This window comes from Cellulosilyticum sp. I15G10I2, assembly GCF_900095725.1.
In the GTDB taxonomy this organism is placed as follows: domain Bacteria; phylum Bacillota; class Clostridia; order Lachnospirales; family Cellulosilyticaceae; genus FMMP01.
Window position 1 is genome coordinate 258,245 of the sequence record NZ_FMMP01000011.1, and the last position, 22,464, is coordinate 280,708.

The following is a 22,464-nucleotide window of genomic DNA, read 5'->3' on the forward strand; positions in this document are numbered from 1 at the left end:
AGGGAGAGAATGCTTATGCGTATTAAAATTTTAGGTTCAGGCTGCAAAAATCTCACGCTACTTGCAGAAAACACAAAAGAGGCGCTTAAAACGTTAAATGTTCAGGCTGAGATTGAAAAAAATAAACTAATTAACTAATTGTCTAAACTAAACTATAAACATAATGGGGGACATGATGAGTAAACAATTTAATATTAATTACAGTGAAATTTTATTAACGGATGAGATGTTAGCCTATAATGACCTAAAATTACATTTCAAAGATTTATCTGGGAAGTGGCAAGCGAATTTTGAAGAAGACTATAGAAAAAAATATCAAAAGATTGAAGATGTAGTACAAGAGGTATTTGATTTAGGGTGTGTCTATATTCAGAAGTCAGTAGAAGAGGCAATAAATATCTTAGCGCAGCAAGGTGTTTTTGATATTGATGAAAAAGTTTTTGTCAATAAGTACTTTGATAAATATTTTGATTGGGAAGAGGAGTATCAAAAAGTTGAAGATAAGTATATGGCAATTGTTTTAGAACAGCAAGATTTGGATGAATATCGCACAGCGAGAAGACATAATAGAGGAAAATGGCAAGGTGGAGGTTTTGGGTTAAGTGGCGCCCTTGTAGGTGCAACACAAGCTGGAGCTGTAAACCTTGCAACAGGAGCAGTACATGGTCTTGTAAATTTAGGGGGAAAAGCAATTAGTTCAGCTATTGCAAAGAGCGACAAATCAAAATTATTTAAAGACACCGGCACATTACAAACTTTGGCTGATGGTGTTATGAATAACTGTTATAAAGTGCACTACGCTCTAATTGACGCATTAAGAGACAAAAGAATTACAATAGGTTGTTATGTGACACAGCCCAACAGTGAAAAAGCACAAGCTTTATTTAATAATTATAGTAAAGGAATTATTGATAAAGAACAGCAAGCAGGTATTTTAGAAGAAATTATAACGCTTAATCCCTATCACTATAAAGTATATGAGTTTATTATTAAAGAGTATGGTGATGAAAAAGGTGAAGTTGATAGATTGACACAACTTTTAGGACTGGACATGACTTATTATAAGAACAAACTTGTTGATCAATATTACAAAGCTTTGTCAGTAGATACAGAACAATCTACGTTAGAATCTCGAGAAAAGTTTATTCAATATAGTAAATTTTTAGGGGTAGAAGATATTAAGATATATCTAGATGAAATGGCTGATATTTTAACTGAACATGATAGAAAGATTCGTACAGTAGACGAAATAGAATTTTCTACAAGAGACGAAGCAAAAAAGGCAGCAGAAGAGCTTAGTATAATTAAAAGAATTCTAGCCGGGATTTCAGAAGAAAAAGAAGAAATTTTACTCGAAGGGCTCGAATGTCTGATTCATGCAAATATCACTACTTGCTTAAATGAAAAATATCAAAAACAGTTAGAGCAGAGAATTCAACAAGCTATTCAAGATGCAGATCAAGCTTATATGGATATAAAGTTTAATTTAACTGAGTTAGAGACAGAAATAGAACTTAATCAAGCTTTAGAGAATATTAAATCGATAGAATTAAGAACAATCTGGATTATAGAAAATAAGGTGAAAGATCTAGAAGCAAAACGAGAGCTTATTATAGAAAATCAAGATAGAGCTTTTATTGAAAAGATATTTGAAACCTATTTATTTCTAACACCTTTACATATAGAACAAGTTATTCATCAAATTCAATCAGCCTGTATTCGTACGGAGAAAGTAAAAGAAGAAAAGATTAGATGGATTCAGGCATCTAGTGAAAAACTTATAAAACAACATAGTAAGCATTTAGAAAAAGCTATTCAATATGAAGATCATATGAATGCACCAATAGTAGTAAAAGAAGAGAAGTCAAGCTTTTTTGGACGGCTTTCAAAGGCCATTTCGACGAGCATAGATGTTGTAAAAGATAAATTGTTTATAGAAGATCAAAAAAGATCATGGGAATTTGTTATGCAAAAGCAAAATGTTAATATTAAAGGCATTATAGCAGCAAGAAATCATTCACTTAATCAAAATTAATTCATAAATAGAACTTTTAGTAAAGGACCTTATTATAAAATAAGTATAATGTGTATAGATACTTACTATTAAAGAAATAGTAAGTTAAAAGAAGAAACGGGGTGTTACTTATGAAAAAAGTAGTTGGGTTTATATGTGTGCATAATTCCTGCCGCTCTCAAATGGCAGAAGGGTGGGCCAAAAAGCTAGGAAGTGATGTGTTAGAGGCTTATTCAGCAGGGACAGAAGATTATCCGGAAGTTAAGCCTTTAGCTGTACAAGCGATGGAAGAAGCAGGTGTAGATATGAGCAGTCATCGTCCTAAATTATTAAGTGATATTCCAGCTGAACTTGATATCCTTATTACGATGGGGTGTAATGTAGCTTGTCCATATGTACCTTGTAAACATAGAGAAGATTGGGGGCTTACAGATCCGTCTGGCGGGCCAGTAGAAGATTATAGAGAGACAAGTCAGCTCATTAAACATAAGGTAGAAGAGTTAATCAAACGTATTAAACATAATGAAATTTAAATAAATAGAAAGTTTATCAGGATTAAAGGCACTTCCCACTCAGATCGGAAGTGCTTTTAATAGTTAGAAGAGTTATAGTATTTAATCTTGAGTCAAATGCTGCAGGCGTAATAGATCGTCCTGATAAAGCGGATTTTGATTCATTTGGGCAAGAGCCATTTCATAAAAAAATGGATTGTCTTCTATAAAAGAATCATTTATACGGCACATATCAAGTGGTGAGGTTAAATCACAGTTGATAAGACCTATTTGATGAAGTTTTTTTAGGTGTTGCCGTATTTCGTTTATTGGCATATTAAGAATCTTTTGTAAGTCATCTGCAGATAATCTTTTGTTTCTTAAAAGGTTCATTAGTCGAAAGTGAATAGGGTCTCGTATAACTTGATAGGATCTAAACACATCATTACCTCCTTATATGTTGATGTGTTGATATAATATCATATACGCGTTAGAGGTAAGCGTTTATTTTGAGAAGTTTAGGTTAAAATAAGGTTAAACCGTAAAGAACAGAGCTAAGATATTGCTAATAAATATAGATATGTGTTAATATCATTGTATGATAATATGTGAGGAAGGTATAGGAATATGGAAAATACAGAAGCAAAGCTTTCTAAAATTAGATTGCTCAGCAAACTGTTTAAAGGTTTTGCGGATTACTCAAGGCTTATGATCTTTTATAGCTTGCTTGAAGGTGAAAAAACAGTTAGTGAACTTGTAGAGGCAAGTGGCATCAGCCAATCAGGTATTTCAAACCATTTAAAGTGTTTGAGAGAATGTGATCTTTTAATAGACCGACAAGATGGGAAATATGTATATTATAGTATTAAGGATGAACGTGCCAAAGAAATATTACTTTTAGCAGAAAAGATGATGGCAGACATATCAGAAGAAAAATACCAATGTATGCGATACTGAGTTATTCGAGTATCGCTTTTTTTGTGGCTTAATCTAAACTTAACATAGACTTTACCTAAAATATATTTACGTTAAAACATATCATGATATAATGATACATGTAAGTACTACTGAATTTAAGAAGGAGATAATGATATGAAAAAAATAATAAGATTGATTTTGGCAGGTTCAGTCCTTTTAACGCTGTTAACAGGCTGTGGGACTAAAACAGAATCAGATGCGTCTAGTCAACAACCAACAAATGAAGTAGCTACACAAAAACAAGAAAATTCGCAGACAGAACAAACTAATGCAGCACCTAGCTTATCGGGGGATATTATTATTGATGGTTCAAGTACTGTATTTCCAATTACAGAGGCAGTAGCAGAAGAGTTTAGAAAACTTCACCCACAAGTAAATGTGCCTATTGGCGTATCAGGTACAGGTGGCGGATTTAAAAAGTTTGCACTTGGAGAAATAGATATGAATGATGCATCAAGACCTATTAAAGACGGTGAAAAGGAAGACGCTAAAGCAAATGGCATAGAATTCATAGACCTTGAAATAGCTTATGATGGATTATCAATTGTTGTTAACTCAGCTAATGATTGGGTAGAGAGTATGACAATAGAAGAACTTCATACAATATGGGGACCAGAAAGTACTGTGAAAAAATGGAGTGACGTTAGACCAGAGTGGCCTAATGAGACCATTAAACTTTATGCGCCAGGAACTGATTCAGGCACATTTGATTACTTTACAGAAGCTGTTAATGGCAAGTCAGGTGCAGTTAGAACAGATTTTACACCAAGTGAAGACGATAACGTATTAGTACAAGGGATCGCAGGCGATAAATATGCCTTAGGATTCTTTGGATATTCTTACTATGAGGAGAACAAAGATGTACTAAAAGCTCTCCAGATAGACGGCGGCAATGGCCCAGTAGGTCCTACATTTGAAACGATAAAGAACGGTTCTTACGCACCACTTTCAAGACCACTTTTCCTCTATGTTAATAAGGAGTCATTAAAACAAGAACATGTTAAAGAATTCTTAAGATTTTATTTAGGTGAAGGTACTAAGGTTATTAAAGACGTTGGTTATGTAGAACTAGAGCAAGCAGATTATACAAAACAACTAGATTTATTAAAATAGTAGTTTAATCCCCAGGAAAGGATGTCTGATGCAAGACATCCTTTTTAAAATCAAGGAGTATGGCATGAATCTAAAAATATTCAAAAGACAACTCAAACTCAAATTACCTTCTTTACAACTTAATAAAAATATTAATAAATCTTTGAAATTTCAACTGATCACTATCTTTTTGCTGATTGCACTTACGCCGTTAATCGTTGTCAGTTTTATTATATATAGTCAAACTATTCGTAATATAGAAGAAGAAAAAAGAAATATAATGCTTGCCTATGCTGAGGGGATTGCACAGAATGTTGAACTGCAGATGGAGGGGGCAGATAATTTGCTGAAGGTATTGCAGGCGCAATCGGATATTATGGTGGCGCTGGAAGACTATAATATAGACGCAAAACTAGATGATATTGCAAGATATAACAATATTTTAATGTCACTAAAGAATGTTGTTAATCAATCTGAAGAACTTTATGAAGCGATTTTTATAACAGGAGAAGATGGGAAAATCATTATTGCGGGTTCGCCGTATGCCAATATGTATAAAGACAGCTTGTACCATAATATGGATGATTTTGAAGTGCTTAAAAATACTAAAGATCTTTTAATAGGGCTTGCCATTAAGTCTCAAGCTACAGGACACATTGTGCTGCCTGTATCAAGACCTATACGAAGCTTATCAGGTTTTTTAGGAACAGTAACTATTTTATTTAATTTAAGTGAGTTCAATGAAGGCATTAATTTTGTTACCATGGGCCAGTCGGGTTCTGTTTATATTATTCAGCAAGATGGAAAATATTTATATCATAATAAGGAAGAGATGATTTATCAAGAAAGTCTTATAAAGAATTTAGATGATTATTTGGTAAGTACCAAGGAGCAAGCAGCAGATTTTAAGGTTATTACAGAAGATAAGCTTAAAAAAGCCGTTGCATACAGTTCATCAAACCTAACCACATGGATTATAGGTCTAGATATGGATTATAATGAATTTACAGAAGGCGCTAGAGCTTTTAGGAAACTTATAACATTTGTTATTTTGGGTATAACATTTATAGCAGTAATACTTTCTATTACATTTTCCAATACGATTATTCAGCCTATTAAAAAGATACTTAATATTATCAAAGTGATTGAAAAAGGAAATCTTAACACGACTCCAAGTGTAAGAGCGGCTACTGAAATTGTAGAGCTTAAGAGTGGTTTTGATGGGATGGTTATAAATTTAAAAAACCTTATTCATCAGATAGCAGAGGCTTCTAAACAAGTAGGGGGGGCATCCAAAAATCTTTTTGCAACCTCACAGAATGCGCTTGCTATTGGTAATCAATCGCACCAAACCATCAGTGAAATATCAGATGGGATGAGTCATCAAGCTGAGGGAACCAAAAATGCCAGAAAGAATATTGGGGAAATGGCAGTAAGAATAAAACAGGTAAAAGACTTTTCAGAAGAAATCAAAGATACAACAAGGGCAATGAATGTGAGAATAGACGAGGGAACCCATAGATTGCATATTTTAAAGCAAAAATCAGAAGACAGCTACCAAATGACAAAGATGATTGATACGATTATTGGTGTGCTGAACGATGAAATTATAGAGGTTAATAAGATAGCAAACACAATTTCTAATATAGCTAAGAAGACTAATTTATTAGCACTTAATGCAGCAATAGAAGCAGCTCGGGCTGGAGAATCGGGCAGAGGTTTTTCGGTAGTTGCCCATGAAATTAAAGAACTGGCTAATCAAGCAACGATTGAGGCAAAAGATATTCATACCATTATATCAAATGTTCATAAAAAAGCAGAAGAGTCTGTAGCACATATCAAGGAGGCAGGTCACACTGTTGAAGAACAAAATAGAGCAGTTCTTGAAACGCAGGAGGCTTTTATAAGTGTAGATCAATCTGTAAAAGAAATTACACAAAAAGTTGAACTCATTACAGAAAGCTTACAAGAGATGGATATCGAAAAAGATGATATTGTACACGCCATTAATGCTATACATGTTATTTCAGAAAGGTCAGCTGATGCTTCACTGCGTATTAAAAATATGGCGATCCAACAAGTTGATATTAACGAACATGTAACAAAATATGCAGAAGAACTTAATTATTTAGCAGATGATCTGCAAAGCTGTATTAAGATATTTCAATATGATATAAACTAAGTATGAGGTGATATGAAATGAAAAGAATTGCTATTATTTCGGACATTCATGGCAATATTGAAGCTTTAAATGCAGTTCTTAAACATATAAAAGATCAAAAGTGTGATCAAATATTCTGTACAGGAGACTTAGTGGGCTATGGACCAAGACCTAATGAAGTGATTGAAACAATTAGATCCCTTCGTATACCTACTATTATGGGAAATTACGATGAAGCAGTAGGATTCTTATTACCAGCTTGTGGCTGCTATAATAGTGATGCTAATGCAAAAAAATATGCTGCTAATTCTCTGAAATGGAGTATTACCCATACTACGCAAAAAAACAGAGAATTCTTAAGAGGGTTGCCGGAACAATTAGAAATTGAAGTAGGCGATAAAAAAATGCTGCTTATTCATGCGACCTCAGATTCTATTAGTGAATATGTCTATGAGAATGACACTGAACGTTTGATGGATTTATTAGACTATGTATCCCAGGATATTTATGTATATGGACATACGCACTTTCCTTATAGTGTTACACTACCAGGCAGAAATAAAACGATTATTAATGCTGGAAGCGTAGGCAGGCCTAAAAATGGAGATGCCAGAGCCACTTATATCGTGCTAGGGGTGGAAGATGGGAGCGTCTCTGGTGTTATTCATAAGGTTTCCTATGATGTTGCAAAAGTCATAAAAGAAATTGAAGAGAGTGGGCTTGACAATTACTTTGCAGAGTTCTTGAAAAATGGCGGGGCTCATGTTAAAGACTGCAAGTGTAGTGGAGAAGATACTACATACAGCATTAGTCCAAAATGCACTTAATCTATTTATTTGTGCAATAATTAAAGATAATTTATTGAAAAGAACTATAAAATATGCTAATGTATCATTAAATTGTGATATGTAAATATGATTATGAGATTGAGTATAATGAGGAGGGTAAGTGAATGAAAACGCCAAGCAGAGATATACGGCTAAAATATACAGAGGTATTTATAAAAAACATATTGCTTTTTTGTGCAGTACTTTCTATTTTTACGACCATAGCAATTGTATTGTCTCTTTCTTTTAATGCCATAGAGTTTTTTAAAGAGGTATCTGTTTTTGAGTTTTTATTTGGGACTGAGTGGACACCACTGTTTATGAATCCAAAATATGGTGTTTTGCCCCTGATTTCTGGAACACTTATTGTTACAGTCGGGGCTGCTATTATAGCTATACCTATTGGATTATTTAGTGCTATTTATTTGAGTGAATATGCACCTAAAACGATAAGAAAAATCTTAAAACCATTTTTAGAAATATTGGCGGGGATTCCCTCTATTGTCTATGGATTTTTCGCGTTAACTTATATTACACCGCTTCTTCAAAAGCTCATTCCAAGAACAGAAATCTACAATGCAGCCAGTGCTAGTATAGCGGTGGGGATTATGATTATGCCGATTGTAGCGTCACTTAGTGAAGATGCTATGATGAGTGTACCGAATGCTTTAAGACATGGGGGGTATGCTTTAGGAGCTACCAAGTTTGAAGTCGTAAAAGGTATTGTTATTCCTAGTGCGCTATCAGGCATTGTAGCGTCTTTTGTACTAGCTGTATCAAGGGCTATTGGAGAAACGATGATTGTCGTTTTAGCAGCAGGCGCAAGACCTAATTTAACGCTTAATCCACTTGAAAGTGTTCAGACACTAACAGCATTTATTGTGCAGGCGAGCAAAGGGGATCTTCAGCATGGTACAAGAAGCTACTACGCACTATATGCCGTAGGTATGGTGTTATTTATAATTACATTTGGAATGAATATTTTCTCAAGATATATTGTAAGAAGAAGAGAGGTGGCGATGAAATGATGATTCCAGATAGTAAAAAAATAATGAAAAAAAGAAAAAAAATGAATGATCTTGCCCATGCTATTTTTTTATTATGTACGCTGGCTGGAATAATGATACTCTTTATTCTGATTTATGATATTTCAAAAGATGGTTTCAGATGGCTTACAAAAGTGTTTTTTGAAAATTTCCCTTCTAGATTTCCAGATCAATCAGGAATTAAACCAGCCTTGTATGGCAGTATGTGGATTATTGGGTTTACAGCACTGTTTTCAATACCTGTAGGAATTGGAGCTGCTATTTATTTAGAGGAGTATGCTAAAAATAATTGGTTTAAAAAATTAATTGTTATTAATATAGCTAATCTGGCGGGTGTACCTTCTATTGTTTATGGGATGCTTGGACTCACAATATTTGTCCGTACTTTAGGCTTTGGAAGAAGTATTTTATCAGGAGCACTTACGATGTCACTGCTTGTTTTGCCTATTATTATTGTAGCCTCTCAAGAAGCCATAAGAACCGTTTCGATTGCAATGAAAGCAGGTTCATATGCCTTAGGAGCGACTAAGTGGCAAACTATTACAAAAATTGTAGTTCCCACAGCACTTCCTGGGATGCTAACAGGTATTATCTTTGCTATTTCAAGAGCACTTGGAGAGACAGCACCGCTTTTAATGGTAGGCGCATTTAGTTATATTTCTACATTGCCAAAAGGTCCTATGGATTCATTTATAGTCCTTCCGATTCAAATATATATGTGGGCAGGAAGGCCACAAGCTGATTTTAGAGGTATTGCAGCAGCAGCAATTATTGTCCTTCTTGCACTGCTTTTAACAAGTAATGGCTTAGCTATTTTGCTCAGAAATAAATATCAGGTAAGATCTGAAGAATAACTAGAAAGACTATACTATACAAGGTGAGGCTTATGGAGAAAATTGCAAAGTTTGACGTTAAAAATTTAAGTTTCTATTATGGAGAGGTACAGGCACTTCAAAATATTAATATGACAATACAGCAAAAAGAAATCACTGCTTTTATAGGGCCTTCAGGGTGTGGCAAATCTACTTTTTTAAGAACCTTAAATCGTATGAATGATTTAATTGAAGAAGTAAGAATAGAGGGGACTATTCTATTAGATAACAAAAATATTTATGAAGATCTCGATATCATAAAGTTGCGTTCGCGAATTGGAATGGTTTTTCAAAAACCAAACCCATTTCCGATGAGTGTGTATGATAATATTGCTTATGGTCCAAGAATCCATGGGATTAATAATAAAGCGGCCTTAGATGAGATTGTAGAAAAAAGTTTACGGCAGGCATGTATTTGGGATGAAGTAAGCCACTATCTTAAAAGAAATGCATTAAGTTTTTCAGGAGGGCAGCAGCAGCGTATTTGTATTGCAAGAGCACTTTCTATACAGCCAGAGGTGATTTTGATGGATGAACCTACATCGGCACTTGATCCTATTTCAACATTAAAAGTAGAGGATTTAGTTACAGAGCTTAAAAAAGACTATACGGTTGTAATAGTTACCCATAATATGCAGCAAGCGGCGAGAATATCAGATAAAACAGCATTCTTTTTATCAGGAGAGCTTATTGAGTATGATGAAACTAAAAAAATATTTAATCATTCAACGCACAAAAAGACAGAGGATTATATAACAGGACGTTTTGGATAAAAATAAGGTGGAAGGGATAATGCCCAATCACCTTATTTTTTTGTAATAATAGGTGGATTCACCTATTATTATATAAATGCATAATATAACTATAAATAGAAGATAATATATGTACTGTGATATTTTATATAAAGGATATAAAGATATATTGACAATACATAGAAGATGATCTATATTATAGATAGAAGAACATCTATATAAGGAGGTGGCTGAATGAAGATGAATTATGAAGAAAATGCTAAAATTATTAAAGCATTAGCTGATCCCAATAGATTAAAGATTATTGATATCTTGTCTTGTGGAGAAAAGTGTGCTTGTGATCTGCTGGAAGAGTTTGATTTTACCCAGCCTACTCTTTCACATCATATGAAGGTACTTATGGAGTGCGGACTTGTAAGCTGCAGAAAAGAAGGGCTGTGGAGCCATTATTCTCTGAATCGTGTCCAGTGTGATAAACTGATGTTATTTTTAATGAATTTAGTAACAGATACAGATGAGTGTATTTGTAAAGATAAATCCCATTGTGGATGTAAATGAAAAGGAGTGAATGATTATGAAAAAGATGATTATTTTTGAACCAGCAATGTGTTGTTCTACAGGGGTTTGCGGGCCTTCAGTTGATCCAGAATTATTACGCATTTCTACTGCGCTTAATAATCTTAAAAATAAAGGGATAGAAGTAGAGCGATATAACTTAAACAGTAATCCTCAAATGTTTTTAGACAATAAAGTTATCAATCAAATTTTAACTGAGGATGGTGTTGAAAAACTCCCTGTTACACTAGTCGATGATACTGTTGTCAAAATAAAAGCTTATCCAACGAACGAAGAACTTTGCGAACTGCTAGGCATACCAGAAGATTACCTTAAAGCTAAAGCAACGGCTAAAAGAAGACGATGTGGCTGCAAAGATGGAAGCTGCTAAACTGCTAAAATAGAAAAGAGGGATATCAATGTTAAAAAACTTCAATGTATCAGACATTAAGCTTACAAAATATTTATTCTTTACAGGAAAAGGCGGTGTAGGTAAAACATCAACAGCTTCTGCAGTAGCGGCTACACTTGCTGATGCAGGCAAAAAGATTATGCTGATTAGTACGGATCCGGCGTCCAATCTACAGGATGTTTTTAATACAGAATTAACTAATAAAGGAATAGCCATCAAAGAGATTCCGGGACTTGTTGTAGCTAATTTTGATCCAGAAGAAGCAGCTGCTGAGTATAGAGAAAGTGTAGTAGGGCCTTATCGCGGTAAATTACCAGATGTTGTTCTAAAAAATATGGAGGAGCAGCTTTCAGGTTCATGTACTGTTGAAATTGCAGCCTTTAATGAGTTTTCAAACTTTATTACAGATGAAAAGGCCAAAGATGCATATGATCATATTATCTTTGATACTGCACCAACAGGACATACGTTAAGAATGCTTCAGCTGCCATCAGCTTGGAGTAACTTTATTAGTGAAAATAAGCATGGGGCATCATGTCTTGGGCAGCTTGCAGGTCTTGAGAGTAAAAAAGAAGTTTATAAAAAGGCAGTAAGTACTTTAGCTGATGGTAATATGACAACACTTGTACTTGTTGCCAGGGCAGAAGCCTCGCCTTTAAAAGAAGCCGAAAGAGCTTCAAAAGAGCTTCAAGATATAGGGGTCAATAACCAAATATTAGTGATTAATGGGGTATTAGAAGCCCGTGATGATACGCTTTCAACTGCAATCTATGAAAAACAGAATAAGGCACTTCTTAATATGCCGCAAGGTTTGCAGCATATTGAAAAATTTAAAATTCCATTAAGACCTTATAATGTTACAGGAATAGAAAATGTAAGAGCCTTTTTAAATAAAGATGCTATGGAACGTCATACTGAAACTTTAAAAGTTGACCAAATGCCAAAATTAAAAGATGTTATCGAAGACCTATATGCCAGTGATAAAAAGATTATTTTTACAATGGGTAAGGGTGGTGTAGGCAAAACAACTCTAGCTGCTGCCATAGCCGTAGGGCTGGCACAGAAAGGCAAAAGGGTCCATTTAACAACAACTGATCCTGCAGCGCATTTAAAGTTTGTATTAGATGAAAGAGATGGGATTACACTTAGTCGTATTGATGAGAAGGAAGAACTTGAAAAGTACAAAGAGCAAGTACTTGCAAAAGCAAGAGAGACGATGAGTGAAGCGGACTTAGAATATGTTGAGGAAGATTTAAGATCGCCTTGTACCCAGGAGATTGCAGTATTTAGAGCTTTTGCAGAGATTGTAGAAAGATCAGAAGATGAAGTGGTAGTCATTGATACAGCGCCAACGGGGCATACGCTTCTATTATTAGATTCGACGCAAAGTTATCATAAAGAGATTGAAAGATCTGCGGGCGATATTCCAGAGTCGGTTCGAAAACTTCTTCCTAAACTGCGAGATGAAAAACAAACGCAAGTTATTATTGTTACCCTTGCTGAGACAACACCAGTTCATGAGGCTTATAGACTTCAAAAAGATTTAGACAGAGCCGGGATTCATAGTAAATGGTGGGTTATTAACGCAAGTCTTTATGCTGCCAAGACAACTAATGAAATTTTAAGTGCAAAAGCAGATAATGAAATAGAGTGGATTAATAAAGTAAGTGAGATATCAAAAGGAAATTTTGCAATGATTGAGTGGATACCAGAGGATGTTAAAGGGGATAAACTATGCGATTTGCTGTTATAGGAGATGTGCATAGTAATATCTTTGCACTAGATAGTGTTTTAAAAGATATCGAAAATAAGCAGGTTGATTTTATAATTTCGACAGGAGATTTAGTAGGTTATATGCCTTTTCCTAATGAAGTTATTGAGAAGATTAGAGCGAGTAGAATACTTGTTATACAGGGCAATCATGATAAGGTGATTGCCCAGGCTGCGGAGGTATCTGATGAGTTGATTCGTAACATGTCTGACGTAGAAGTACAAAAAAGTGCTTCCGCAGCTTTTACTAATTGGGTAATTACTAAAGAGAATAGAGCGTATCTAAGAAATCTTCCAAGACAGCTTAGAATAAGCAGTGGCAGATTAAAGGTACTACTTGTACATGGGAGTCCTAGAATGATTGGTGAATATTTATACGAGGACATAGAAAAACTAACTGAGTTATCAAAAGAAGTGGAGGAAGACATCATTATCTGCGGGCACACCCATAAGCCTTATCATCAAATAATTGATAATAAGCATTTTATTAATGCAGGCTCAGTAGGTAAGCCTAAACATGGAAGCTCTCAGGCTACATATGTTATTGTAACCATAGAAGGGGATACTGTGAAGAGTGATATCATTGAAGTGAACTATGAGATAGAAAGCATTATTGAAGCGATTAAAGCAAACCCAATGATAGCAGATGAATTGATACCAATGTTAAAACGAGGACTTTAACATGTTAAAAAGGATTTGATTTATTACAACAGATATTTTAGATTATAAGGGAGGTTTGAGAATGCGAATACTTGTAATAGGAGCTGTAGCAGCGGGGACATCAGCGGCTGCGAAGGCTAGAAGAAACAATGATAAGGCAGAGATTGTGATTTATGAAAAAGACCAAGACATTTCTTATTCTGGATGTGGGCTTCCGTACTATATTGGTGGAGAAATAGAAGATATTGGAGAACTTACTCCGAGAGACCCTTTGTTTTTTAGGAAGAAATATAATATAGATATTCATACGGGACATGAGGTTATCAAGATTAATCCCGAAGAGAAGAAATTAGTGATTAAAAATATACAAACAAATGAAGCATTTGAAGATTATTATGATAAATTAGTTATCGCAACAGGGGCGACACCTTTTGTGCCACATGTTAATGCCAGAGGGAATCAACATGTGTTTTTTCTACGAAATGTACAGAGTGCAAGAAGTATTAGAGATTTTATTGAAGTACAAAAGCCTCAACGTGCACTTATTGCAGGAACAGGATTTATTGGATTTGAGATGCTTGAAAACCTTATGGCTGAGGGAATCGATGTAACCATCATTGAAAAAGACAGTAAAATAACGCCAAACCTTGATGAAGATATGGCAGCTTTTCTAGAGAATACTTTAATTAAAAAGAACATAACCATCTTAAAAAATAACAGTATTACTACAATAAGTGAGAAGAGTGTTATTTTACAAGATGGGACAGAAGTAACAAGTGACATGGTAATTATGGCGGCAGGGGTAAGACCTAATGTAACTTTAGCTAAGGAAGCTGGTATTGTGCTTGGCGCAACAGGGGCAATTAAGGTTGATCATCAGATGAAAACCAGTGTAAAGGATATTTATGCTTGTGGAGACTGTATCGAAACTTTTTCGGTTATTACAGGGAAACCGGTCTATAGACCTCTTGGTTCAACTGCTAATAAGACAGGAAGGATTGCAGGAGACGCCCTAACTGGAGGCTCATTAAGTTATAGAGGCAACTTAAGTACAGGTATCTTTAAGTTATTTGACCTAACGGTTGCCAATACGGGGCTTACTGAAAAAGAAGCGTTACAAGAAGGGTATGATATAGTTATCTGTCATAATATTAAGCCAGATAAACCCTCTTATTTTCAGGGCAAAGAAATGGTGATTAAGGCTATTGCTGATAAAAAAACGCAGAAGCTATTAGGTGTACAAATTATAGGTTATGAGGGTGTGGATAAGCGTATAGATGTTTTTGCAACGCTCATTACTTATGGGGCTAAAGTGGATGAACTTTTTCATCTGGACTTAGCTTATGCACCGCCGTTTTCAACCACTAAAGATCCTGTTCATTATACCGGTATGATACTTGATAATGCACTAAGCAAGGGAAGACCTATTATTACAGCTAAAAAAGCTAGAGAACTTATTAGTAAAGGGGAAAAGGTACAGGTCGTAGATGCAAGGGTGAGTAAACAGTATGAAGAAGCCCGTGTGGATACGGCAGTCAATATGCCTCACAGTAAGCTTAGAGAAGAGATCAAGAAGCTGGATAAAGAAATTCCGACGATTACTTATTGTAATAAAGGGGTTACGGGCAATGCAGCTCAAAATATACTGATTAATGAAGGCTTTAAAGAGGTTTATAACCTTTCGGGGGGGCATAAGTTTTATAAGGCGACTAAGGGGGAGTAAAGGGTATTATCACTAGGGTCGCTTGGGTGGAGGGAGTTTTTGGGGCTCCCGCCTACCCACTGCCAAACCCGAGTCGCCCCAAAAATTCCCCCCACCCAAGCTAGGATTCTATCAGGCATAGGCTTTTAGAATGAAGTAAAATGGGGAATGTTTTTGAGATGGATTTGAGATGTAAAATTAAATCATAAAAAATGATGGAGGAAGATTTGTTATGGCAGAAAATCAAGAGGTTAAGGGAAAAGGTTTGAGTGTTTTTGAAAAGTATTTAACAGTGTGGGTTGCGGCGTGTATTATTGTGGGGATTTTAATAGGACAGTTTTTACCTATCATTCCGAATACGCTTAGTAACTTTGAGTATTACAATGTATCTATACCGGTAGCTATATTGATATGGCTGATGATTTATCCGATGATGCTTAAAATAGATTTTACAAGTATCGTTAATGCAACTAAAAAGCCAAAGGGGCTTGTTGTAACTTGTGTAACGAACTGGCTGATTAAACCGTTTACAATGTATGCCATAGCAGCATTCTTTTTCTATGTTGTATTTAGTAACTTTATTGCGCCAGATTTAGCTAAAGAATACCTTGCGGGTGCAGTATTATTAGGAGCAGCTCCTTGTACAGCAATGGTATTTGTATGGAGCCATTTAACCAAAGGAGATCCCGCGTATACATTGGTACAGGTTGCTGTTAATGACCTTATTATACTGGTAGCTTTTGCACCAATTGTGGCGTTCTTATTGGGGGTTAGTAATGTCATAGTACCTATTGAAACTTTAGTTTTATCAACTGTATTATTTGTCGTGATACCACTGGCATTTGGTTATATAACAAGAACATTAATGATTAAGCAAAAAGGGCTTGATTATTTTCAAAATACTTTTTTGAAGAAGTTTGATAATGTAACAATCGTTGGACTACTTTTAACACTTATTATTATCTTTTCTTTCCAAGGTGATATTATTTTAAATAATCCACTTCATATTGTACTTATTGCGATTCCACTTACGATTCAGACTTTCTTTATCTTTGGGATTGCATACATTTGGGCAAAGCTTTGGAAACTGCCTCATAGTGTTGCTGCACCAGCCGGAATGATAGGAGCAAGTAACTTCTTTGAACTTGCTGTTGCCGTTGCAATCTCATTATTTGGACTGCAATCAGGCGCTGCACTTGCAACAGTCGTTGGGGTGTTAGTTGAAGTACCTGTTATGCTGGCACTTGTTAGGATTGCTAATAATACAAGAGGACATTTCCCACAGGAATAAAAAGCAGATAAAAATAGATTTAAAAAAGAATCTGTATATCTATCAAACATAGATATGCAGATTCTTTTTTACGAGTAGATTGGGTGATAGTTTAAGTTAGTTTTAACGTAGAATACGTTACTAGGCAAAAAACTCCTTAATCTTTTGGGCCATTAGTTCTTCATCCTCACCATTAACTGCAACCTTAAGTTCATTGCCGTGGCCAGCAGCAAGTGTAAGTATCCCTAAGATACTTTTGGGATTTATTTCAAACTCATCTTTAGCCAGCGTAATATCTGAGACGGATGTCTTGCAGACATTAACGAGTTCTGCTGCTGGTCTTGCATGAAGGCCTTCTTTGAATGGTACTTTTACTGTAAAGTGAATCATGTTATGTCTCCTATTCTATTGCTTTTTTGATAAATCAAAGCGTAAGCTGCTTTATTAATTGGTCCATCCATATTAAAGACCATTATAAGATTTTTATTTACATTTATACTTTATCACGGGAAGCACATAAATACTATATATAACATATAGAGTATTTAAACCGTTAAATGGATGAGATCCAACAGTTTAAGAGGCATTATAAATTTTATCCTTTATAAATGAACTTTTTATAGGTTAGAATACTCTTAGATAAGAAAAGAGGTGGGAAAGTGGAAGTAGAGGAAGTCATAAAGAAAGCCAAACAAGGAGACAAAGAAGCGTTGGTTAGGCTCGTTATGTTGCAAAAAGAGGCTTACTATAAACTTGCATATGTATATATGAAAAATAAAGAAGATGCCTTGGATGCCATACAAGATATGATAATCATTGTATACGAAAATATATATAGACTTAGAAATGAAGAAGCATTTTATAGCTGGAGTAAAACCATTCTTGTAAATCGCTGCAAAGTGCTTTTAAAAGCCAAAAGCAAAATTAACTCATTGGGGAGTGCGGAAGAAGGTGCTTATGATGCAGCTATTTCACAGCAGGAGGATCGACTTTTATTAGAACAATATCTATCACAATTAAATAAAAAGCATCAAGAAGTCATTAGGCTCCGTTATTTTTTAGACTTAGACTATAAAACGATAGCTGACTTACTTAAAATACCATTGGGGACAGTGAAATCTCGCATTGCCATAGGTCTTAATAAATTAAAAGAATGTTTAGGAGGTGAAGAGCATGCAAGGGATTGAAAGAATGTTAAAGGATAAAAAAACAGAAATGGATGTAATAGAAGTGCCAATAGAATTAGAAGAAAGATTAACCCAGGCATTGAAAGACAAAAGCAGGGCGAAACAAAGGCAAAATAGTTGGTTCACAAAGACTGCAGCCGCTTGCTTAATTGTCTTATTAATAGGTTATAACTTTGATACATTAGCTTTTTATGGTAAGAAACTTATGGGGTATGACACCATTATGAATGGTACATTGCAACAACTTAATGAGCTCGGAAAAGGTCAAGTCATTGGAAAAAGCTATACATTTAGGAATGGTGTGGTAGTAGTGCTAGATGGGATTATGATTGATGAAAATCAACTGCTGGCCTTTTATTCTATAAAAGATCCTGACAACTTGGTTGATTCTAGCAAAATGCCAATACGTCTTTTTATTAAGGGTAGTTTAAGAACCTATAATATGCAAAGTGGACAAGGAGAAATGGATATTGAAAATAAAGAAGTAAAGTGGATTTCAAGTTTTGAAGTTCCAAGCTTTTATGAAAAAACATTAGATTTAAAGATTGATTTAATAGTTAATGGTATAGTAGAACAGGGGGAGATAACTTTTAAATTAGATAGAGATAAAGCTATGGGATATACCCTTAAAAAGGCTATTAATCAAACATTTGAGGCTGAACAGACTAAGGTGAGATTTGAATCTATTGTTGCATCTCCTACACGCACAGTTATAAGTGGATCAATGCAAAATATCTTTGAGTTAGCAAAAGATCAACTAAGTGGGGAGCGGATACGACCTAAAAATATAGAGATCAAACTCATTGCCAGTGGTAAAGAAATAACCTTGCAAGGGGGAGGAATGAGTACAAGTTCAAAAGGAAGTAAGTTTCGTAAAGAATTTGATGCTTTGCCACAGCAACTAAACTCGCTTGAGATACACCTAGAAAGTTTTTCAGCAGATCATGACGTGAATAAACTAATAAATTTAAATAAATTAGATAAAAATAAAAGTATTAATATACAAGGGCAAACTATAGAAATAAATAAAATTTATGAATCAGAAGGAAGTACTTTCATTACAATTACGACTAATGAAAGCACAACCCTTACAAGAGTATATCTAGGCTTAGATGGTAATAAAACGGAGCTTGAAGAAACTATAGAAAACGATTTGATTAAGCAAAAAGATGGTAATATCCTGCATACTAGGACAATGCGCTTTGCTGGAACAGGGAAGAATCATGAACTTAGTATTGAAAGAATGACCTATGCTGAGTCATATAATAAGGTAATAGATATACCTATTCATTAAATACTAAAGTATACTGCCTCAATAAATTTTTACTGAGGCAGTATGTTAAGTTCGGTATGTACTATGGTTTATTTTGATATATAATTAAGAGGAAGATAAATAGATGGATACAGCAGAAAAAGATGTTTTATCTGAATACAATAGAATGAATTGAGAAAAGAGGAAGATAATAATGATACTTTCAGGGAAAGAAATTTTAAAGCAGATTGATAAAGAAATATTCATCAAGCCATTTGATAAAAATAAGATAAATCCTAACAGTTACAATCTATCATTACATAATGAGCTATTGGTGTATGAAAATCACACTTTAGATATGAAAAAGCCTAATCCAACACAGCAAATCATCATTCCCGAAGAGGGGCTGTTATTAGAACCTAATAAGTTATATTTAGGAAGGACAAACGAATATACCAGTACGAATAAGTATGTGCCTATGCTGGAGGGGAGATCTTCAACAGGAAGATTGGGTTTATTTATCCACGTTACAGCAGGGTTTGGAGATATTGGATTTGCAGGATACTGGACACTTGAAATTTTTTGTATTCAGCCTATTAGGATTTATCCAAATGTAGAAATATGTCAAATTTATTACCATAGTATAGAGGGGGAATATGACCTATATGCTAGCGGAAAGTACCAAAACAATACGGGTATTCAACCAAGTCTGATGTATAAAGATTTTGAAAAATAGGATGAAACTAAGGCCACTATAAAGCAGGTGTAAAATGACAATAGATGAGTTGCAGCAGAAGGCAAAGCTATTACCTAGCTTACCAGGAATTTACATGATGAGAGATAGTCTGGGAAATATTATTTACGTTGGAAAATCTAAGGCACTTAAAAAACGTGTAAGTTCTTATTTTGGTAAAACCATAAAAGATGAAAAGCACAAAATGAAAAGAATGGTAGCCAGTATCGTAAGTTTTGATTATCAGGAAACGGATACGGAACTAGATGCTCTTTTATTAGAATGCAAACTTATAAAGGAGCTCAAGCCCATCTATAATAGTTTACTTAAAAACGATAAAAGATATCGTTTTATTGAAATTAACCGAGAAGCAGAACTGCCTCGCGTAAATGTTGCTTTTGAAAAAGGAGACGTTGGTGAATATTTTGGCCCGTATGATATACCTTATCGCTTAAATATTGGGGTAGAGGCAATAAATAGCTACTATAAGCTGCCCTTATGCAAAAAAAGAGTTCAGAAGAAAGAATGTCTGGCCTATCGCATGAAACGATGTATAGGGCCTTGTCAAGAAGAGAAAGCTATTCTTATAGATTATGAGAGCAGGCTTCAAGAAGCTGCGCATTTTTTAGAAGGCAAGGATTTGGAGATTTTAACTTATTATGAAGAAAAAATGCAAATGGCCTCAGAAAGACTTGAATTTGAAAAAGCTGTTCAATATAGAGAGTATATAGCAGTTCTAAAAATGCTGGGTTATAGAAAAGAGGCTATTGGATTTAGCCTAGATAATAGAAGAGGTATTGCTTTAGTGAAAATACCCAGGGGAGGGTTTAAACTTTATTTACTAAGAGGTACTCAGATTGTCTATACTAGGTGTTTTGAAGAGATAGCGGCCCCCGTTCAGAAAGAACACAAACAAATACTTCAAAAAGCCATTTTAGAAGCAGGGGATAAGTACTTTAAGCAAAGGCTGCAGTCAAAAAAACATTTAGAAAAAGGCGAAGTAGATGAAGCGATGATTACTTATTATTACCTTAAAACAAAACGCGAAAGCTGCTACGAAGTTATTGAAGAAAACGACTATGGTAAAGTTCAAAAAAGACAAATCAATCAATTTCTAAATAAGGCTTTTAAAAATTTTCAATAGAAGAATAACGGGTAATTTATTTATATAAGAGCGGGGAGAATAGTACATGGATAGTTATAATCATAGAGCTCAAAAAGCGTTAAAGAAGTGGCAGAAGAAAATGTATCTCAGCCCTTCTTTTATGGATAAGACAACAAAAAAGGTACAAGATCAATTTAATCAAATGCTGCCTGAGAGATATCATCAATTTATGACAGAGTCTATAAAGCATATGACGCAGGGGGTATTATTAGGCTCTCAATATATTACGCATACACCTTATAAAAATCTATCACTTATTGAAAGAGATGACTTTTTAAAAGAAAAAACAAAGCTATATAGTAAAGTCGCAATGGCAGAAGGGATAGGGACGGGAGCAGGAGGTATTTTATTAGGCTTTGCGGATTTTCCGTTGCTACTTAGTATTAAAATAAAGTTTCTTTATGATATAGCGGCGGTCTATGGTTTTGATACGAATGATTATAGGGAGAGACTATACATCTTATATATTTTTAGATTAGCTTTTGCGAGTAAGCCTAAGATGCAGGAAGTACTTGAAATAATGAAGAATTGGGACAGTTATGTAAAATCGCTGCCTTATGATATGAATTCATTTGACTGGAGAACATTTCAGCAGGAGTATAGAGACTATATCGATCTTGCAAAATTATTACAGCTTGTGCCAGGGATTGGTGCAATAGTTGGTGCCTACGTGAATACAAAGCTTATCAATCAGTTAAGCACTACGGCAATGTATGCCTATCATCTGAGGTTATTACAAGATCAAATAAAGTATATAAAATTATAGATAAAAGGTTGATGATGTTATATGGATCTGTTTACAATAGGACATTCTAATTATTCAGTGGATAGGCTCATAGATATGCTAAGGTACTATCATATAAATTGTATAGTGGATATTAGAGGTACACCCTATTCTAAGTATAATATTCAGTTTAACAAAGAGACTATAAGACAAACACTCATTGATCAGGGTTATAAATATATTTATATGGGCAAAGAATTTGCAGCTCAAAGGGAAGATAAGCGTTTATATAAAAACGATGGATATGCTGATTTTGAAAAAGTCATCTATGATAAAGATTTTTTAAATGGGATAGAACGATTAAAATCTGGGTGTAAAAAAGGCTATAGAATTGCCCTTATGGGCGCCATGCAAGATCCAATTAATTGTCATAGGTGTATTTTATTGGGGAGAGCTTTACAAGAAGAAGGCTTTAATTTAAAACATATATGCGATGATTATAGCTTAGCATCTCAAGAAGATCTGGAAGAAAGGCTTTTAGAAAAGTATTATTATAATAAGGATCAAATAACTGTAGATGTTTTGTTAGGCACTGAGTTATCAAGAGAAGAAATGCTTGGGGAGTGCTATAGACAAAGTAATAAAGAAATTGGGTATAGAGTAGAAAAACTTAAGAGAAAGTAAAGGTCTTATATGAAAGTGGCCAAGCAAACCTTCTATTTCAGAAAATTGTCTGATAAAGAAGGTTTTTATATATCATATCTATTGACAGATCTTAATAGTGTGATATTATTATTATAT

At 34.6% G+C, this 22,464-nt stretch carries 24 protein-coding genes; 22 read left to right on the plus strand and 2 right to left on the minus strand.

Translation table 11 applies throughout. From position 1 onward, the window contains the following. Nucleotides 1-15: 15 nt before the first annotated feature. The 3 genes from BN3326_RS21745 (at nt 16) to BN3326_RS13240 (ending at nt 2,547) form a co-directional block, all read left to right on the plus strand. A complete protein-coding gene (locus tag BN3326_RS21745; protein ID WP_141722917.1) occupies nt 16-138 on the plus strand; it encodes a thioredoxin family protein in 123 nt (40 codons plus the stop codon). A gap of 37 nt (nt 139-175) precedes the next feature. Then, a complete protein-coding gene (locus BN3326_RS13235; protein ID WP_069999714.1) occupies nt 176-2,035 on the plus strand; it encodes a hypothetical protein in 1,860 nt (619 codons plus the stop codon). A 110-nt stretch (nt 2,036-2,145) separates the two neighbouring features. Then, a complete protein-coding gene (locus BN3326_RS13240) occupies nt 2,146-2,547 on the plus strand; it encodes an arsenate reductase ArsC (protein WP_069999715.1) in 402 nt (133 codons plus the stop codon). 81 nt (nt 2,548-2,628) lie between these two features. On the opposite strand, the gene BN3326_RS13245 is transcribed toward BN3326_RS13240, so the two are convergent. Continuing rightward, the gene (locus BN3326_RS13245) at nt 2,629-2,946 is read right to left on the minus strand and encodes a winged helix-turn-helix domain-containing protein (protein WP_069999716.1); all 318 of its coding nucleotides are present in this window, start codon (nt 2,944-2,946) and stop codon (nt 2,629-2,631) included. 186 nt (nt 2,947-3,132) lie between these two features. Between BN3326_RS13245 and BN3326_RS13250 the strand changes: the two genes are divergently transcribed. The 13 genes from BN3326_RS13250 to arsB all read left to right on the plus strand — a co-directional run bounded on the left by BN3326_RS13250 (nt 3,133) and on the right by arsB (nt 16,623). Then, the gene (locus tag BN3326_RS13250) at nt 3,133-3,462 is read left to right on the plus strand and encodes an ArsR/SmtB family transcription factor (RefSeq protein ID WP_069999717.1); all 330 of its coding nucleotides are present in this window, start codon (nt 3,133-3,135) and stop codon (nt 3,460-3,462) included. A 135-nt stretch (nt 3,463-3,597) separates the two neighbouring features. Next, a complete protein-coding gene (locus tag BN3326_RS13255) occupies nt 3,598-4,596 on the plus strand; it encodes a PstS family phosphate ABC transporter substrate-binding protein (protein WP_069999718.1) in 999 nt (332 codons plus the stop codon). 64 nt (nt 4,597-4,660) lie between these two features. Beyond that, the gene (locus tag BN3326_RS13260) at nt 4,661-6,757 is read left to right on the plus strand and encodes a methyl-accepting chemotaxis protein (RefSeq protein WP_171903833.1); all 2,097 of its coding nucleotides are present in this window, start codon (nt 4,661-4,663) and stop codon (nt 6,755-6,757) included. Between the two features lie 17 nt (nt 6,758-6,774). Continuing rightward, nucleotides 6,775-7,563 carry a metallophosphoesterase family protein gene (locus BN3326_RS13265; RefSeq protein ID WP_069999720.1) on the plus strand — a complete coding sequence of 263 codons (789 nt, stop codon included), beginning with the start codon at nt 6,775-6,777 and terminating at the stop codon, nt 7,561-7,563. Nucleotides 7,564-7,688: 125 nt separating this feature from the next. After that, nucleotides 7,689-8,591, plus strand: a complete 903-nt coding sequence (gene pstC, locus BN3326_RS13270) for a phosphate ABC transporter permease subunit PstC (protein WP_069999721.1) — start codon at nt 7,689-7,691, stop codon at nt 8,589-8,591. 23 nt (nt 8,592-8,614) lie between these two features. After that, nucleotides 8,615-9,463 carry a phosphate ABC transporter permease PstA gene (pstA, locus tag BN3326_RS13275; RefSeq protein WP_069999777.1) on the plus strand — a complete coding sequence of 283 codons (849 nt, stop codon included), beginning with the start codon at nt 8,615-8,617 and terminating at the stop codon, nt 9,461-9,463. 32 nt (nt 9,464-9,495) lie between these two features. After that, nucleotides 9,496-10,254: a phosphate ABC transporter ATP-binding protein PstB gene (gene pstB, locus BN3326_RS13280; RefSeq protein ID WP_069999722.1), complete on the plus strand. Its 759-nt coding sequence runs from the start codon at nt 9,496-9,498 to the stop codon at nt 10,252-10,254. 213 nt (nt 10,255-10,467) lie between these two features. Further along, nucleotides 10,468-10,791, plus strand: coding sequence for an ArsR/SmtB family transcription factor (locus BN3326_RS13285; protein WP_069999723.1), 324 nt, complete (start codon nt 10,468-10,470; stop codon nt 10,789-10,791). 16 nt (nt 10,792-10,807) lie between these two features. Beyond that, nucleotides 10,808-11,179 (plus strand): arsenite efflux transporter metallochaperone ArsD, encoded by a 372-nt coding sequence (gene arsD, locus BN3326_RS13290; protein WP_069999724.1) that lies wholly within the window; start codon nt 10,808-10,810, stop codon nt 11,177-11,179. Nucleotides 11,180-11,207: 28 nt separating this feature from the next. After that, the gene (gene arsA, locus BN3326_RS13295) at nt 11,208-12,953 is read left to right on the plus strand and encodes an arsenical pump-driving ATPase (protein WP_069999725.1); all 1,746 of its coding nucleotides are present in this window, start codon (nt 11,208-11,210) and stop codon (nt 12,951-12,953) included. Beyond that, nucleotides 12,935-13,651: a metallophosphoesterase family protein gene (locus BN3326_RS13300; RefSeq protein WP_069999726.1), complete on the plus strand. Its 717-nt coding sequence runs from the start codon at nt 12,935-12,937 to the stop codon at nt 13,649-13,651. Before arsA ends, BN3326_RS13300 begins: the two co-directional genes overlap by 19 nt. A gap of 61 nt (nt 13,652-13,712) precedes the next feature. Further along, entirely contained in the window at nt 13,713-15,353 is a 1,641-nt protein-coding gene (locus BN3326_RS13305; protein ID WP_069999727.1) for an FAD-dependent oxidoreductase, read from the plus strand. Nucleotides 15,354-15,564: 211 nt separating this feature from the next. Then, nucleotides 15,565-16,623 (plus strand): ACR3 family arsenite efflux transporter, encoded by a 1,059-nt coding sequence (arsB, locus tag BN3326_RS13310; protein ID WP_069999728.1) that lies wholly within the window; start codon nt 15,565-15,567, stop codon nt 16,621-16,623. A 120-nt stretch (nt 16,624-16,743) separates the two neighbouring features. Here the strand turns inward: arsB and BN3326_RS13315 are convergent, their stop codons facing one another. After that, complete coding sequence (locus tag BN3326_RS13315; protein WP_069999729.1) at nt 16,744-16,992, minus strand: HPr family phosphocarrier protein; 249 nt, start codon at nt 16,990-16,992, stop codon at nt 16,744-16,746. Nucleotides 16,993-17,261: 269 nt separating this feature from the next. On the opposite strand from BN3326_RS13315, the gene BN3326_RS13320 reads away from it, so the two are divergent. The 6 genes from BN3326_RS13320 to BN3326_RS13345 all read left to right on the plus strand — a co-directional run bounded on the left by BN3326_RS13320 (nt 17,262) and on the right by BN3326_RS13345 (nt 22,347). Next, the gene (locus BN3326_RS13320; RefSeq protein ID WP_069999730.1) at nt 17,262-17,789 is read left to right on the plus strand and encodes an RNA polymerase sigma factor; all 528 of its coding nucleotides are present in this window, start codon (nt 17,262-17,264) and stop codon (nt 17,787-17,789) included. Further along, nucleotides 17,776-19,083 (plus strand): DUF4179 domain-containing protein, encoded by a 1,308-nt coding sequence (locus BN3326_RS13325; protein ID WP_069999731.1) that lies wholly within the window; start codon nt 17,776-17,778, stop codon nt 19,081-19,083. Before BN3326_RS13320 ends, BN3326_RS13325 begins: the two co-directional genes overlap by 14 nt. 172 nt (nt 19,084-19,255) lie before the next feature. Then, nucleotides 19,256-19,777, plus strand: coding sequence for a dCTP deaminase (gene dcd / locus BN3326_RS13330; protein WP_069999732.1), 522 nt, complete (start codon nt 19,256-19,258; stop codon nt 19,775-19,777). A 34-nt stretch (nt 19,778-19,811) separates the two neighbouring features. Beyond that, on the plus strand, nt 19,812-20,918 hold the full coding sequence (locus BN3326_RS13335; protein WP_069999733.1) for a GIY-YIG nuclease family protein: 1,107 nt from the start codon (nt 19,812-19,814) through the stop codon (nt 20,916-20,918). Between the two features lie 46 nt (nt 20,919-20,964). Next, complete coding sequence (locus tag BN3326_RS13340) at nt 20,965-21,705, plus strand: EcsC family protein (RefSeq protein WP_069999734.1); 741 nt, start codon at nt 20,965-20,967, stop codon at nt 21,703-21,705. Between the two features lie 21 nt (nt 21,706-21,726). Next, nucleotides 21,727-22,347: a DUF488 domain-containing protein gene (locus tag BN3326_RS13345; protein ID WP_069999735.1), complete on the plus strand. Its 621-nt coding sequence runs from the start codon at nt 21,727-21,729 to the stop codon at nt 22,345-22,347. The last annotated feature ends 117 nt before the right edge of the window (nt 22,348-22,464 follow it).

Bases quoted from the DNA above. Each gene is read 5' to 3' on its own strand.
- BN3326_RS21745 (WP_141722917.1), top strand. From the start codon at position 16: ATGCGTATTAAAATTTTAGGTTCAGGCTGCAAAAATCTCACGCTACTT.
- BN3326_RS13235 (WP_069999714.1), top strand. From the start codon at position 176: ATGAGTAAACAATTTAATATTAATTACAGTGAAATTTTATTAACGGAT.
- BN3326_RS13240 (WP_069999715.1), top strand. From the start codon at position 2,146: ATGAAAAAAGTAGTTGGGTTTATATGTGTGCATAATTCCTGCCGCTCT.
- BN3326_RS13250 (WP_069999717.1), top strand. From the start codon at position 3,133: ATGGAAAATACAGAAGCAAAGCTTTCTAAAATTAGATTGCTCAGCAAA.
- BN3326_RS13255 (WP_069999718.1), top strand. From the start codon at position 3,598: ATGAAAAAAATAATAAGATTGATTTTGGCAGGTTCAGTCCTTTTAACG.
- BN3326_RS13260 (WP_171903833.1), top strand. From the start codon at position 4,661: ATGAATCTAAAAATATTCAAAAGACAACTCAAACTCAAATTACCTTCT.
- BN3326_RS13265 (WP_069999720.1), top strand. From the start codon at position 6,775: ATGAAAAGAATTGCTATTATTTCGGACATTCATGGCAATATTGAAGCT.
- pstC (WP_069999721.1), top strand. From the start codon at position 7,689: ATGAAAACGCCAAGCAGAGATATACGGCTAAAATATACAGAGGTATTT.
- pstA (WP_069999777.1), top strand. From the start codon at position 8,615: ATGAAAAAAAGAAAAAAAATGAATGATCTTGCCCATGCTATTTTTTTA.
- pstB (WP_069999722.1), top strand. From the start codon at position 9,496: ATGGAGAAAATTGCAAAGTTTGACGTTAAAAATTTAAGTTTCTATTAT.
- BN3326_RS13285 (WP_069999723.1), top strand. From the start codon at position 10,468: ATGAAGATGAATTATGAAGAAAATGCTAAAATTATTAAAGCATTAGCT.
- arsD (WP_069999724.1), top strand. From the start codon at position 10,808: ATGAAAAAGATGATTATTTTTGAACCAGCAATGTGTTGTTCTACAGGG.
- arsA (WP_069999725.1), top strand. From the start codon at position 11,208: ATGTTAAAAAACTTCAATGTATCAGACATTAAGCTTACAAAATATTTA.
- BN3326_RS13300 (WP_069999726.1), top strand. From the start codon at position 12,935: ATGCGATTTGCTGTTATAGGAGATGTGCATAGTAATATCTTTGCACTA.
- BN3326_RS13305 (WP_069999727.1), top strand. From the start codon at position 13,713: ATGCGAATACTTGTAATAGGAGCTGTAGCAGCGGGGACATCAGCGGCT.
- arsB (WP_069999728.1), top strand. From the start codon at position 15,565: ATGGCAGAAAATCAAGAGGTTAAGGGAAAAGGTTTGAGTGTTTTTGAA.
- BN3326_RS13315 (WP_069999729.1), bottom strand. From the start codon at position 16,992: ATGATTCACTTTACAGTAAAAGTACCATTCAAAGAAGGCCTTCATGCA.
- BN3326_RS13325 (WP_069999731.1), top strand. From the start codon at position 17,776: ATGCAAGGGATTGAAAGAATGTTAAAGGATAAAAAAACAGAAATGGAT.
- dcd (WP_069999732.1), top strand. From the start codon at position 19,256: ATGATACTTTCAGGGAAAGAAATTTTAAAGCAGATTGATAAAGAAATA.
- BN3326_RS13335 (WP_069999733.1), top strand. From the start codon at position 19,812: ATGACAATAGATGAGTTGCAGCAGAAGGCAAAGCTATTACCTAGCTTA.
- BN3326_RS13340 (WP_069999734.1), top strand. From the start codon at position 20,965: ATGGATAGTTATAATCATAGAGCTCAAAAAGCGTTAAAGAAGTGGCAG.
- BN3326_RS13345 (WP_069999735.1), top strand. From the start codon at position 21,727: ATGGATCTGTTTACAATAGGACATTCTAATTATTCAGTGGATAGGCTC.